At 36.7% G+C, this 14434-nt stretch carries 12 protein-coding genes; 1 reads left to right on the forward strand and 11 read right to left on the reverse strand.

Features of this window, described 5'->3' with window-relative positions; genetic code table 11:
• Positions 1-10 precede the first annotated feature (10 nt).
• The 4 genes from buk to KDN24_RS16915 all read right to left on the reverse strand — a co-directional run bounded on the left by buk (position 11) and on the right by KDN24_RS16915 (position 5482).
• A complete protein-coding gene (gene buk / locus KDN24_RS16900) occupies positions 11-1120 on the reverse strand; it encodes a butyrate kinase (protein WP_409972383.1) in 1110 nt (369 codons plus the stop codon).
• 63 nt (positions 1121-1183) lie between these two features.
• A complete protein-coding gene (bcd, locus tag KDN24_RS16905) occupies positions 1184-2278 on the reverse strand; it encodes a branched-chain amino acid dehydrogenase (protein ID WP_409972382.1) in 1095 nt (364 codons plus the stop codon).
• 90 nt (positions 2279-2368) lie between these two features.
• Complete coding sequence (gene yqiS, locus KDN24_RS16910) at positions 2369-3271, reverse strand: phosphate butyryltransferase (RefSeq protein WP_409972381.1); 903 nt, start codon at positions 3269-3271, stop codon at positions 2369-2371.
• Between the two features lie 138 nt (positions 3272-3409).
• On the reverse strand, positions 3410-5482 hold the full coding sequence (locus KDN24_RS16915) for a sigma 54-interacting transcriptional regulator (protein ID WP_409972380.1): 2073 nt from the start codon (positions 5480-5482) through the stop codon (positions 3410-3412).
• 160 nt (positions 5483-5642) lie between these two features.
• Here KDN24_RS16915 and KDN24_RS16920 point away from each other — a divergent pair, with 160 nt between their 5' ends.
• The gene (locus KDN24_RS16920) at positions 5643-5882 is read left to right on the forward strand and encodes a DUF2627 domain-containing protein (protein WP_409972379.1); all 240 of its coding nucleotides are present in this window, start codon (positions 5643-5645) and stop codon (positions 5880-5882) included.
• Positions 5883-5940: 58 nt separating this feature from the next.
• On the opposite strand, the gene KDN24_RS16925 is transcribed toward KDN24_RS16920, so the two are convergent.
• From KDN24_RS16925 to dxs, 7 genes are all read right to left on the reverse strand, one after another.
• The gene (locus KDN24_RS16925) at positions 5941-6687 is read right to left on the reverse strand and encodes a glycerophosphodiester phosphodiesterase (protein ID WP_491348087.1); all 747 of its coding nucleotides are present in this window, start codon (positions 6685-6687) and stop codon (positions 5941-5943) included.
• 77 nt (positions 6688-6764) lie between these two features.
• Positions 6765-7553, reverse strand: a complete 789-nt coding sequence (gene spo0A / locus KDN24_RS16930; RefSeq protein WP_409972377.1) for a sporulation transcription factor Spo0A — start codon at positions 7551-7553, stop codon at positions 6765-6767.
• Between the two features lie 287 nt (positions 7554-7840).
• Positions 7841-9136 (reverse strand): SpoIVB peptidase, encoded by a 1296-nt coding sequence (gene spoIVB / locus KDN24_RS16935; RefSeq protein WP_409972376.1) that lies wholly within the window; start codon positions 9134-9136, stop codon positions 7841-7843.
• Positions 9137-9259: 123 nt separating this feature from the next.
• Positions 9260-10948: a DNA repair protein RecN gene (gene recN, locus KDN24_RS16940; RefSeq protein ID WP_491348088.1), complete on the reverse strand. Its 1689-nt coding sequence runs from the start codon at positions 10946-10948 to the stop codon at positions 9260-9262.
• Positions 10949-10970: 22 nt separating this feature from the next.
• Positions 10971-11420, reverse strand: a complete 450-nt coding sequence (gene ahrC / locus KDN24_RS16945; protein ID WP_409972375.1) for a transcriptional regulator AhrC/ArgR — start codon at positions 11418-11420, stop codon at positions 10971-10973.
• A 147-nt stretch (positions 11421-11567) separates the two neighbouring features.
• A complete protein-coding gene (locus KDN24_RS16950; RefSeq protein ID WP_409972374.1) occupies positions 11568-12413 on the reverse strand; it encodes a TlyA family RNA methyltransferase in 846 nt (281 codons plus the stop codon).
• On the reverse strand, positions 12410-14308 hold the full coding sequence (dxs, locus tag KDN24_RS16955; RefSeq protein ID WP_409972373.1) for a 1-deoxy-D-xylulose-5-phosphate synthase: 1899 nt from the start codon (positions 14306-14308) through the stop codon (positions 12410-12412). The genes KDN24_RS16950 and dxs overlap by 4 nt, the downstream gene beginning before the upstream one ends.
• Between the last annotated feature and the right edge of the window lie 126 nt (positions 14309-14434).

The following is a 14434-nucleotide window of genomic DNA, read 5'->3' on the forward strand; positions in this document are numbered from 1 at the left end:
GGACCTTTTTTTAATTCATAGTGACTTGCTCAATTACGGAACCAGGGTAATCCTTAACAGTCTCTTCACCACGAAGAATACGAAGAGCTCCCTCTGCTAAAGCCTGTAGCTCATTTTCACCAGGTTGTATAATGACATCAGCAATCCAGTTAATTCGGTCACTAATTTCTTTTACAAATTCCTTTCCATAGGCAAGACCACCTGTTAAAATAATCGCATCCACCTTACCACTTAGGACAGCACTTGCTGCTCCAATTTCTTTTGCCACTTGATAGGCCATCGCAGAGTAAATGAGCTTAGCTTTCTCATCGCCTTTTTCAATCATTTTTTCCACTGTTATGGCATCATTTGTGCCTAAATATCCGACAAGACCACCTTGGCCGACTAGTTTTTTCATTAATTCCTCTCGGTAATACGTACCCGAAAAACATAATGAAATTAAATCACCTGCTGGAACGGTGCCTGCACGTTCTGGACTAAATGGACCATCTCCATGAAGGCCATTGTTAACGTCTACAACCCTTCCTTTTTGGTGAACACCGACCGTAATTCCTCCCCCCATGTGGGAGATAATTAAGTTTAGATCCTCATACCTTTTTCCCATTTCCCTTGCTACTCTACGCGCTACAGCTTTTTGATTTAAAGCATGGAAAATACTTTTTCGTTCAATTAGCGAAAAACCAGAGATACGAGCAATTGGCGCTAATTCGTCAACAACTACTGGATCAACGATGTATGAAGGGATATTTAAAGATTTTGCAATTTCATATGCAATGATTCCTCCTAGATTAGAGGCATGCTGTCCAGCTTTACCTTCTCGTAAATCTTTCAGCATCTGTTCATTAACAACATATGTCCCACCTTCAATTGGTCGTAATAAACCTCCACGCCCGCAAACCGCATTTAACTTAGAGATATTAAAGCCTTCCTCATCCAATGTTTTCAGGATGATGTCTTTACGAAACTCATATTGTTCAATGATGTTATTAAATGAATTAATAAGTGCATTATCATGACGTATTGTTTTTTCGAAAATAGAAGTTTCATTATCAAATACCCCAATTTTTGTCGAAGTTGATCCAGGATTGATAACAAGTATTCGATTATTATGTTCTTGCACTATTTAACCTCCATATCCGCTTTCTTTATTCAGCTGCAGTGCAAGGCACCGCAGCCTTTCTAGTTAACGGCGGCTTAGTATGTGGTGGCCATTCTGTAAGAATTGGCTACGAGAATTTCTCATTCTTTCAATTCTTTCTTCAGCCATACGATCCGCTGCTTTATACGTTGGAATTCCATCACGCTTTGAAATTTCAATCACTTTACTAATGGTATCGTATAGTCCTTCAACTTTTTTCAACGCACGTTCAGCATTATAGCCGTATAGCTCATCTGCTACATTGATTACACCGCCGGCATTTATTACATAATCTGGTGCATAAACAATACCCATTTCATGAATGATATCACCATGACGTTCTTCTTTTAATTGATTGTTAGCAGAACCTGCAATGACTTTCGCTTTAATTTGAGGAATCGTTTCATCATTTACTGTTGCTCCAAGTGCACAAGGTGCATAAATATCACATTCAACACTATAAATTTCATCTGGCTCAACTGCTTTAGCTCCAAAATCATTAACTGCACGTTGAACTGCTTCTTTGTTAATATCGGTAACGATTAAACTTGCACCTTCTTCATGCAAGTGTTTACATAATGTGTAAGCTACATTACCTACACCTTGAACAGCTACTACTTTACCTTCTAATGAGTCAGAACCAAATGCTTCTTTCGCCGCAGCCTTCATTCCAACATAGACCCCATATGCAGTTACAGGAGAAGGGTTGCCTGATGAACCAAAAGCAGGAGAGATACCTGTTACATAATCTGTCTCCTCATGAATTAGATCCATATCAGCCACAGTTGTTCCTACATCTTCAGCAGTAATATAACGACCATTTAATCCTTGAATATAACGGCCGAACGCACGGAACATTTCTTCATTTTTATCTTTTTTCGGATCACCAATAATAACTGTTTTGCCTCCGCCAAGATTTAGCCCAGCTGCAGCATTTTTGTATGTCATGCCTTTTGCAAGACGTAAAGCATCTTCTATTGCTGCTTCCTCAGAAGCGTATGTCCACATTCTTGTACCACCTAAAGCTGGTCCCAATGTTGTATCATGAATAGCAATGATTGCTTTTAATCCTGATTGTTTATCTTGACAAAATACTACTTGCTCATAATCATATTTTTCTAGATATTTAAAAATTTCCATTGTCCTATTCCTCCTAAGACTTTCATTCATTTATTTTTTTGGAATTCCAGCAATTTGCTGTTGTCCTTATACGTAAGATAATAAAATATATTATGTTGCTGAACAAATCGCTAATGCAAGAGAATATAGTTTACTTTCGGCTGTGTCAGCTCTAGATGTTAATACAATTGGTGCTTTTGCACCAGCAATGACAGCACCTACTTTTGAATTTGCAAAATATATTAATGATTTGTATAGAGCATTCCCAACTTCTATCGTCGGTACTAATAGTATATCTGCTTGTCCTGCTACTTCACTTTTAATCCCCTTATGTTCAGCGGCTGCTATCGAAACAGCATTATCTAATGCAAGTGGACCGTCTACAATGCAATTAGTCAGTTGACCTCGTTTATTCATTACCGTTAGGGCTGCAGCATCAAGTGTAGCCGGCATTGAAGGGTTTACAACCTCAACAGACGCAATTGGAGCGACACGAGGCACTTCAATTCCGATGCTTTTCGCAATTCCTACTGCATTATGAATAATTTGAGCTTTTTGCTCTAAATCAGGTGCAATATTCATCGCTGCATCAGTTATAATCGTAAATCGATCAAAGCCAGGTACTTCAAAAACAGCTACATGGGATAATACATTTCCAGTCCTTAAACCATACTCTTTATTCAATACAGCCTTTAAGATGGTTGCCGTTGGAATATTTCCCTTCATAAGAACATTCGCTTCATTCAATTTTATCGCTTTTACAGCATTTTCTGCAGCTAAAGCACTGGAGTTAGCATGAATAATTTGGATTTTCTTATTTGATACCAACTCACTATGCCGTTCCTCGATGATGCGCTGAATTTTCTCTTTATCCCCAAATAATAAAAATGAGGCTAAATTTCTATCAACTGCTTTCGCAATCGCCTCGATCACTTCGAAATCTTCAGCAGCCGCAACTGCTACCGTTTTTTCCTTATAACGGGTTGCTCTTTCTATTAGCAAATCCAATTCCATCCTGTCCCATCAACCCCTTTTTTTCAGCCTAAAATGAACTGCATTTATTTAGTATGCAATAATCATGCCAGTTTACAAACTTTTGAAAACGCTTTATATGCATGACTTTTGTATGAAAAATTATTCATACCATGAAAATTATTGCAGGCTATTATTTGCAATATCATATTTTTCGAGCTTATAATACAAATTTCTAACAGATAATCCGAGTAATCTTGCTGTTAGCGTCTTATTTCCACCAGTCTTTCGAAGCACCTCTAAAATCTCGTTTCTTTCAAATTGCTCTACAAGTTGAGCTAACGTAAAGTTTTCACTGCTGCTTAAACGATCATGATTTTTGTCTGTACCTTCTGATTTCTTAACTAAGTCAGGCACGTGCACCTCATCAAGAATGAATTCATTATACTTCATAAAAATGATGGCTCTTCCAAGTATGTTATCAAGCTCTCGCACATTTCCAGGCCAATCATATTCCATCAACTTTTGAATGGCCGATTCAGAAACGCCTTCGACATTACGACCATATTCTTGATTGATTTTTTGAATTAGTCGCCTACAAAGCAATGCGATATCTTCTTTTCGTTTTCTCAATGGAGGAATATGGATCGGCATGCGATTTAAGCGATAATATAAATCTTCCCTAAATGTCCCATTCGCAATTCCTTTTTCTAAATTAACATTTGTCGCCGCTATTACTCTTAAATCGATCTGAATCGGCTTTGTCCCACCGACTCGTGTAATTTCTTTTTCTTGAAGTACCCTTAATAGTTTCGCCTGTGTGCTTGCGGTTAACTCTCCAATTTCGTCAAGGAAGATACTTCCATGGTTCGCTTCTTCGAAAAGTCCTCTTTTTCCACCTCTTTTCGCACCAGAGAATGCACCCTCCTCATAGCCAAATAGCTCACTTTCTAATAATGATTCAGAAATGGCTGCACAATTTACACGAATAAATTTATTATATTTTCGGTCACTTCCATTATGTATCGCATGAGCAAAAAGCTCTTTTCCTGTTCCAGATTCACCTCTCAGCAAAACTGTAGCTGGCGTTTTCGCCCCTAATCGAGCTTGCTCAATGGCAATCGTCATTTCCTCAGAGCTTCCAATAATATCTTCAAAAGTATATTTAGCCTCAAGTGTCCGAATGATTTGTCTTGCTTGATTTAACTCCCTATTCAATGCTTCAATTTCAGAAACATCGTGAATGACACCAACACTACCCTTAAGCTTTCCATCAACAATGACAGGTGCGACATTCACAACAACATCTTTTTTATTCGGGCCGACTCTCATTGCTACGCCCCTTACAGCTCTTCTCGTCTGAAGAACTTTCATATGGACACTTTCATCACCCTCCGAAATATCCGCATTTGCCGGTTGACCGATGATCTCATCCTCTGAAAGACCTGTAATCCTTGAATAGGCTGGATTAATAATAATTCCCTTCCCATTTTCATCCACAACAGAAATAGCTTCATCGCTCGATTGGATAATGGCTTGAAGCATTGTCTTAATTTCTTTTAAATTCGTAATTTCTTCAGCGAGATCCATTACTTCTGTCATATCTTTAAATACTGCAAACGCACCAATGATCTCATCATTTTCTCCTACCATCGGTACTCTCGTTGAAATTATTTTTAATCCATTTGCGAGGACAGACTCATGGTTCGCTTCGATTCGTCGATTTTCTATCGTTCGGGGTAATTGACTATCAGGGATTACACTGTATATATGCTGCCCAAGGGCTTCTTCTTTTTTTACGCCTGTCATTTTTTCGGCGCTGCGATTAAAGAAAATAACTTCTGAGTTTTTATTCACGACAACCATTCCGTCACCGGTTGAATTAAAGATAAGATCAAATTTATACGTTTCATTTCGTATACTCGTAATTAACGATTCTTTTTCCTCAATTAATCTTGCTAATAAAAATGCAACACTTCCTGGGATTAATACCGAGTTATTTGATATCGCTTCGCGTATGTCAAGAAATACTTCCTTGCTTCCAGTCACCTCAACAATAATATCAATTTCCTGTTTCATAAATTGACGCCAATCTGTACCTGTTGCGATCCCTTTTTTCTCAGCCAATAAAATACCTTCTGCATCGGCATTACGATCAACCATGGCAATAACTTCTAACATGTCTGTTTCATTCATAATTTTTAAGATTGCTGTTCCACCTTTACCTGCACCAACAATCATTACTGTTTGCATTTTATTGCACCTGCCATTTTTCTTGAAAGTTATTTCATTATACACTATGCAAATTATTTCACGCATCTTTATTTTATCGATATTTGTATCGCTTGACAAATTTTCGTATTCATTTGATACTTTTGATAAGAACCAATTGACGAATTGAAGGGAATCGCTAATGGTAAGAATTTTTGCTTTAATAATATTATTAATCCCAGGTTTTATCGCAGCATACGGAATAAAATTAATGAGAGATATGGTTTTTGGCATTCTCCAATATCCTTTTCCTTATTTATGGCTGCAATTTCTTGTTGGTCTATTAATGTTTCTACTTGGGTTAGGCTTTGTAGCAGGCTTTATTCTTCATCGTGATCGAAAGAAAAATAAAGTTCAGGCGCGCTTTAAAAAAGTAAAATAAAGGCAAACGGAAACTCTTTCCGATTGCCTTTATTTTTAAGTTCATGAATCCTATAATATCACGAATCAAAATACTTGCTATTTTCTTGTTCTCTAACTTGCATTGCCTTTAGAGGGTCATCGGTAATAAATGCGGAGCACCCATCCCGTATCAAACGTTGCATAACATTTTCTTTATTCACTGTATATGGCCTTACGGCAATCCCAAATTCCTCTGATGCTCTCACTAATTCACTTCTTGCAATTGTATATATTGGATGAATGCCTTTTGCTCCTATCGATTTAGCATACACCCAAGGCATATAAAGCCCTTCAGAAAATAATGGAGCCGTTTCGATTTCTTGGTCTATTCGATAACAATAAACAAGACTGTAATGATTAAAAGAAGAGAAAATGACACGTTTCATCATATTAAATGAATGTACAAGTTCAATGACCTTCTCTTCCATCCCCTCATACGGAAACACACCATTTTTCAACTCGATATTACAAATCATTTGATTTGTTGACATCCATTCCAAAACCTCAGTTAAAGAAGGAATCGATTCTTTTTGCAAAAATAACTTTTTCTTATAGCCTATTTCTAGGTTTCTTAAGTCTTTATATGTGTAATCTTTTACGAATCCTTTTCCATTGGTTGTGCGATCAACTCTTTCATCATGGATGACAACAATTTCTCCATCCTTTGTCATTTGGACATCAAGTTCAATCCCATCAGCACCAACTTTTTCAGCCTCAATGAATGCCTTCATTGTATTTTCCGGATATAAAGCAGAATAGCCTCTATGGGCAAATATTTGTGTCATAATATGACTCCTTTTAATTAAGTTAAAAAAGCGCTCTCAATTCGAGAACGCCATTTTTATTCATCATTTCATAAATTTCAAGAAGCTTTATGCTCTAATCGTAATTTATCTGCAACCATTGCAATAAATTCAGAATTAGTCGGTTTTGCTTTTGACATACTGACAGTATAACCGAATAAAGAAGAGATCGAATCGATATTTCCTCGACTCCATGCTACCTCTATAGCATGTCTTATTGCCCGCTCAACGCGACTTGCCGTCGTATTGTATTTCTTCGCAATATCTGGGTACAGCACTTTAGTAATTGAACCAAGGAGCTCAATATCCTTGTATACCATAGCAATGGCTTCACGCAAATACATATATCCTTTAATATGGGCTGGTACTCCAATTTCATGAATGATGCTCGTAATGCTTGCATCAAGATTTTTCGGCTTTGATTCAGTTTGAGAACGATAGGTTGAAGAAGATTTTCTAATAACAGGATTCGTAATTCCACTAACTTGTCTAATATGCCGTGCAAGATTATCCATATCAAAAGGCTTTAAAATGAAATATGATGCCCCTAAATCTACAGCTTTCTTCGTCACATCTTCCTGACCAAAGGCTGTTAGCATGATCACATTAGGAAGATGGCTTTTATTTAAACTACGTAGCTTTTCTAATACGGCAAGCCCATCTAAATGAGGCATAATTATATCCAAAACAAGAACATCTGGATCGACTTGCTCAACAATCTCCAAACATTCCTGCCCATTATAACCAACACCAACTACTTCCATATCATCCTGAGATGATATATACTCTTCTAATAACCCAACAAGCTCTCTATTATCATCGACAACACAAACTTTAATCTTCTTCACGCAAAATTTCCTCCTCGATCCAATTATTAGTCCATTTTCCAACTATTATCTCTATCCTATTTAAGAAATTCGACAATGCAACAGGAATTCCTTTTCTTTTATTATAATTTTCTCAAAAACATGAGAAAACCATTAGTTTTCTTACATTTTCTACTTCATTCGACTGATTTCAAGGTTTTACGATAAAGCAATTTGCCAGTTTGTCGATTAATCTTTATTTTATCATACCATGAAAAAAAGACGGAAATATCTCCGTCTTTCTCCTAGGCATTCTACCTGATAAATATTTATGATGCTTTTTCTTTTGATTGTTCATTTTCATAAATATTAATGCCCGCTTCTTGAAGCATCCATTCAATATGAACACCATAACCTGAAGTTGGGTCATTTACAAACACATGGGTAACTGCACCTACCACTTTATCGTTTTGAATAATTGGACTGCCACTCATCCCTTGAACAATTCCACCTGTTTTCGCCAACAACTTTGAATCCGTTACTTTAATAACCATTCCTTTTGTTGCAGGGAATTTTTGTGGAATTGTGCTGACAATTTCAATATCAAAAAGGGTTACTTCATCATTTTCAACAACTGTTAATATTTTGGCTGGTCCTTCTTTCACTTGATGAGACAAAGCTATAGGCATCGGTTTATCCATAACTCCATTTTTAATGGTCTGATTCAATTCTCCAAAAATTCCAAAGGGGCTATTCCTATTTATATTTCCAATTACTTCTTTATCAGGAGAAAACCTCGCCAACTTTTCACCTGGGTTCCCGTTACTGCCTTTCTCGATCGAGGTAACAGTCGAACGAACAATTTGGCCATTATCAACTACAATTGGTTTTTTCGTATCCATATCAGAAATGACATGCCCTAATGCACCATATTTTTTTGTTTGTGGGTGATAAAAGGTCATTGTTCCGATTCCTGCTGCAGAATCTCGAATATATAAACCAAGCTTGTAGGAACCTTCACCTTTCTCTTTAAGTGGAATTAATTTAGTTGAAATTCGTTCATTCTCTCGATTAACGACAATCATAAGCGATTCACCAGATTTACCGGCCTTTTGGACAAATGGAGCTACATCTGACATTTTTCTAATTTTCTTTCCATTAATTTCTGTAATAATATCCCCAATTTTAATACCTGCTGTTTCACCAGGAGACACTTTTCCTTCCAACGTGCTAACTTGATGATGTCCAACAACTAAAACACCAACAGTATTTAGTTTTACTCCAATTGATTGGCCACCAGGGACAACTTTAAAATCCTTTAATACATTTACATCCACTTTTTTTATTGGAAATCCGGCATATTCAAAAATCAATTCACTTTCCCCTTGTTGCTTTGCTTGTAGAGAAACCGAATCATTATTTTGTTTTAGTGAAATACTTGATCTATCTGAAGCTAAACTTGCAGATACTGTTTTTGCTTTTCCAAGTTTAAGCTGTTGACCTTCAAAAATTGTTACAGAAAGCGGTATATTCAAATATTGTTGAACTGGTTTTGAAAAACCAAGAGCAATTAATGAAACAAGGAGAATTCCACCAATTATTTTTCTAAAAATGTCTATTGTCAAAGTCCTTCACTCTCCTCGCTTCTAATCCACATACGTTAAATGGCTACACTTATAATTTTGCCTGCAAAGCGAGCATTTATAACCTGCATATAATAAAAAAGCTATCCTCGCTTGGATAGCTTTTCATTGTATCTTTATTTGCTTAGCAAGTTGAAGGAGTTCTCTCGCATGTTCCTTCGTTAAATCAGTAATTTCAACTCCTGAAATCATTCGACCAATTTCTTTTACTTTTTCTGTATCATTCAAAGCTTTCACAGCTGTTTTCGTTCGACCATCCACAATATTTTTGGAAATATATAAATGTGTCTCAGCCATGGCTGCAACTTGTGGCAAATGAGAAATGCATAAAACTTGAGAATTAACAGAAACATGATAAATTTTTTCTGCTATTGCTTGAGCAACTCTACCGCTAACACCAGTATCAACCTCATCAAAGATAATCGATGTAACTCCTTGATGTTTAGAGAAAATACTCTTTAATGCAAGCATGATTCTTGAAAGCTCGCCACCTGAAGCAATTTTCGAAAGAGGTTTTAATGGTTCTCCTGGATTTGTTGAAAGATAGAATTCTACACGGTCTATTCCATTTTTCATAAAATGTTCAGGCTCAGTATGAAAATGAACTTCAAATACAGTCTTTTCCATATAAAGCTCTTTTAATTCATTGTGTATTAATTTTGTTAAATTTTGAGCTGTTTTTTTTCGTAACTTACTTAGTGCTTCTGCTTCAATTAATAAATCTTCCCGAAGTGATAAAACTTCTTTTTCGAGCTTTTCAATATGAGTTTCTTTGTTTTGAATGGTTTCAATTTCTTCTTCAATTTTCGAAGCATATTCAAGAATTTCAAGGACTGTTTTTCCATACTTGCGTTTCAATTGTTGAATTTCATTAAGCCTTTCCTCAATATCAGCCAATCTTGCTGGATCATACTCAAGAAAATCAAGTTGATTACGCAATGTACGTGCTGCATCTTCAAGCTGATAAAAGCAATTTGTTACCGTTTCAGAGAGCTCTTTATGTGTATGATCAAGTTCAGCAGCTTCTTGTATATGCCCCATGACGAGCCCAATCCAATCTAAGCCTGCTTGCTCTCCTTGTAATCCTTTGTAGGATGATTGTAATGAATCATAAATCCGTTCAAAATTACTCAGCTTTAATTTTTCTTCGAATAATTCTTCATCCTCGTTTATTTTTAAATGAGCTGATTGAATTTCATCAAATTGAAATTGAATTAAATCCAAACGATGAGCCATTTTTTGATCATTTTCACTTAAGTTTTTTAATTGTTTAAGTTTTTGCTCATATGTATGATAAACTCGTTCATATTCAAGAAGTGCTGCTGCAATATTGCCCCCACCAAACTGATCGAGAAGGTTAATATGAAACGATTCATCCATCAGTTCTTGATGTTCGTGCTGCCCATGAATATCAACGAGTGTACTGCCAATTTCTCTTAATATTGAGATTGTAACAAGCTTTCCATTTATGCGGCAAATACTTTTACCAGACTTAGAAATCTCCCTCTTAAGGACGATCATTCCATCTTCAATTTCTATCCCGAATTCACTTGCTCTTTCATATATTGGATGGTTCGGATCATCAAGTTGAAATAACCCTTCAATCTCAGCCTTTTCCTCCCCATGACGGACAAACTCTACCGAACCTCTTCCGCCAACAAGTAAATGGATGGCATCAATAATAATCGATTTTCCAGCTCCAGTTTCACCACTTAATACTGTTAGGCCTTGCTCAAACGAGATGGAAAGTCCTTCAATAATCGCAAAATTTCTAATTGATAGTTCCGCTAACAATTTAAATCACCACCTAATCAAATTAAAGCATTTCAAGAAAACGATTTGAAATGATCTCCGTCTCTTCAGGTGTTCTACAAATAATTAAACATGTATCATCTCCACTTATTGTTCCAAGGATTTCATCCCAGTCTAAATTGTCAATAAGCACCGCTATTGACATCGCATTCCCAGGAAGTGTTTTCATAACGAGAAGATGTCCAGCTGACTCTATTCCTACGAAAGCCTCCATTAAATTCCTTCTTAATTTTTGTAAAGGATTAAAACGTTTGTCAGCAGGTAGACTATATTTATATCTTCCATCTAATAATGGGACTTTTACTAAATGGAGTTCTTTAATATCTCTCGAAACAGTTGCTTGCGTAACATTATACCCTGCACTTTTTAACTCATCGACTAAATCATCCTGCGTTTCAATTTCATTATTAGCAATTATTTCACGAATTTTAATATGTCGTTGACCTTTTGTCATATTATCACCTCTATTAGATTAGACCAAGCTACCCACTCTATATGTTAGCTGAAAACCGTATTATGTACAATTTTTATTAGTAAATTAAGGCTATATTTTTAAGATACGCTGATCGTTTAAGTCAAAAGAAGAGGAACAAGCCGCAGCCTATTCCTCTTCTTTTGTTTGTTTTAATTTAAGTTCTGTATGGGCATCAAGCACTACTTCAGCTGGTTCCAATATGAGAGAATTTTCGCCAACTTCTTTTTTCCCAGACCAAAACATGTGCAGCAAAAATTCGATATTCCCATCCCCACCTGTAATCGGTGAAAATGATAAATCTTTAACATCATATCCATTCATTAATGAAAATGTAATGATCGTTTCAAGAACAGCTTCGTGTACTTTAGGTTCTCTAACAATTCCTTTTTTTCCGACCTGCTCTCTTCCTGCCTCAAATTGAGGTTTAACAAGGGCGACAATATCACTGTCAGGCACTAGTAAAGTTTTTAAAACAGGTAAAATTAATTTCAGCGATATAAAGGAAACATCGATTGAAGCAAAATTTGGCATGCCAAACTGTAAATCTGCTGGTGTGACATAGCGAAAATTCGTTCTTTCCATGACAACAACTCGTTCATCCTGTCTTATTTTCCATGCGAGTTGATTGTATCCTACGTCGAGAGCATATGACATTTTAGCCCCATTTTGCAGAGCACAATCTGTAAACCCTCCTGTTGAAGCACCAATATCAAGTAAGATCTTTTCTGCAACAGTTAAATCAAATACTTTTAAAGCTTTTTCAAGTTTAAGCCCCCCTCGACTTACATATGGGAGAACCTTTCCTTTAACTGTCAATGGAATGTCACAGCTTACTTTCTCGCCTGGCTTGTCAAGGCGGTTTTCATTGCTGAATACGAGCCCGGCCATTATGGTTCTCTTTGCTTTTTCCCGCGTTTCTGCCAAGCCTCTTTCAACTAGTAATACATCTAATCGTTCTTTTTTCACTTTCATGCTCGATGCCTTTTTTGTGTCTTTCTAGCCAGTTTCATCATTCTTTCGACAACTGCTTCCGTTGTAAAGTTAATTTCTTCTAAAAGCTCCTCAACACTTCCATGCTCGATAAATTTATCAGGAATACCAATGCGATCAATTTCCTGATGATAATATCCGTGATCATGTGCAAACTCAATAATAGAACTACCAAATCCACCTTGAAGAACAGCTTCTTCTATCGTTAAAATCGGCAGATTTTCTGCGAATAACTGTAAAAGCATTTTTTCATCAAGTGGTTTAATAAATCTAGCATTTATAACTTTAATTGAATAGCCTTGCTTTTCTAAAAAGCTTGCAGCATCCATTGCCATCGGGATCGTTGTCCCAAATGTCAAAATAGCAGCGTCTGTTCCGTTTTTTAGGACTTCCCATGTTCCAATTGGGATCGTTTTCAATTCTTTATCCATTGGAACTCCATAGCCATTTCCACGTGGGAAACGCAAAGCAATCGGACCATCATCATATTTTATTGCCGTATAAACCATATGTTGTCCTTCATTTTCATCTTTAGGCATCATTATGACTATATTTGGCAAATGCCGTAAAAAGGCAATATCAAAAACACCTTGATGAGTTTCTCCATCTGCACCTACAAGTCCAGAGCGATCAATCCCGATAAATACATTTAAGTTTTGTCTACAAATATCATGGACAACTTGATCATATGCCCGTTGAAGAAAAGTAGAATAAATGGCTAGAAAAGGTTTCATGTTTTGTGTGGCAAGCCCTGCAGCTACTGTAGCAGCGTGTTGCTCAGCAATACCAACATCAAACATTCGCTCTGGAAATTCACTTGCAAAGCCCTCAAGCTTGGAACCGACAGGCATAGCTGGAGTAATCGCAACAATCCGTTCATCCTCTCTTGCCAGCTTTCGAACTGTTTCACTTACTAAGCTACTCCATGCTGGAGGAGGATTAATCGGTTTTACAAAAGTACCCGTCTCTATTTTATAAGGACCTGTTCCATGCCAAGTACCAATTGTATCGCTTTCGGCAGGCTGATATCCTTTGCCTTTTTTGGTTATGACATGAAGAAGAACGGGACCTTCTGTTTTCTTTGCATAGCTCAAGCATTCAAATAAATTCTCGAAATTATGACCATCAACAGGGCCTAAATACGTAAAACCTAATTCTTCAAAAAACATTCCCGAAACAAAAAGATATTTCAAGCTATCCTTTACTCTTTCAGCTGTTGCTGCAAGCTTTCCACCAACAGCAGGGATTTTCTTTAATAAATATTCAAGCTCATCTTTCGCACGCTGATATTTTCCTGCCGTGCGAAGCCTTCCAAGAACATTGTGAAGTGCACCGACATTTGGAGCAATCGACATTTCATTGTCATTCAATATGACAATCATATTCTTTTTCTCATGACCGATATGGTTTAACGCCTCTAATGCCATACCGCCTGTTAATGCTCCATCCCCAATAACTGGAACAACATAATTATTTTCTCTTTTTAAATCCCGAGCAATCGCCATACCCATTGCGGCCGACAATGATGTTGAGCTATGACCTGTTTCCCATACATCATGCTCACTTTCAGCCATCTTCGGAAAGCCACAAAGCCCTTTATATTGTCGCAACGTATCAAATTGACAGGCACGACCAGTTAGAATTTTATGAACATAAGATTGATGGCCGACATCCCAAATAATTTTATCCTTTGGGCTATCAAAGCATTTATGCAAAGCAATCGTTAATTCAACGACACCTAAATTAGGACCAATATGTCCACCTGTCCCTGAAAGCTTCTCAATTAGAAATCTCCGAATATCTTGACTTAATGCTTCAAGCTCCTTAATTGAAAGATCTTTTAAGAAAGATGGGTCTTTTATTGTCATAAGATCCATTCAACGGATCACTCACTTTCTATCTTTTTCAAGCACTTGTTTTCTGTCTATATTATAACAGTATGAAATAAATCCACAAGAAAATACAATATAAATTAGCGTTTGGCAAACAATTCTATACTTTTT

The organism is Cytobacillus sp. Bva_UNVM-123 (genome assembly GCF_046351715.2).
Taxonomy (GTDB): Bacteria; Bacillota; Bacilli; order Bacillales; family Cytobacillaceae; genus Cytobacillus.

What these genes read in the sequence shown, in the direction of transcription:
- bcd (WP_409972382.1), bottom strand. Translation starts at nt 2,278, where the DNA reads ATGGAAATTTTTAAATATCTAGAAAAATATGATTATGAGCAAGTAGTA.
- yqiS (WP_409972381.1), bottom strand. Translation starts at nt 3,271, where the DNA reads ATGGAATTGGATTTGCTAATAGAAAGAGCAACCCGTTATAAGGAAAAA.
- KDN24_RS16915 (WP_409972380.1), bottom strand. Translation starts at nt 5,482, where the DNA reads ATGCAAACAGTAATGATTGTTGGTGCAGGTAAAGGTGGAACAGCAATC.
- KDN24_RS16920 (WP_409972379.1), top strand. Translation starts at nt 5,643, where the DNA reads ATGGTAAGAATTTTTGCTTTAATAATATTATTAATCCCAGGTTTTATC.
- KDN24_RS16925 (WP_491348087.1), bottom strand. Translation starts at nt 6,687, where the DNA reads ATGACACAAATATTTGCCCATAGAGGCTATTCTGCTTTATATCCGGAA.
- ahrC (WP_409972375.1), bottom strand. Translation starts at nt 11,420, where the DNA reads ATGACAAAAGGTCAACGACATATTAAAATTCGTGAAATAATTGCTAAT.
- KDN24_RS16950 (WP_409972374.1), bottom strand. Translation starts at nt 12,413, where the DNA reads ATGAAAGTGAAAAAAGAACGATTAGATGTATTACTAGTTGAAAGAGGC.
- dxs (WP_409972373.1), bottom strand. Translation starts at nt 14,308, where the DNA reads ATGGATCTTATGACAATAAAAGACCCATCTTTCTTAAAAGATCTTTCA.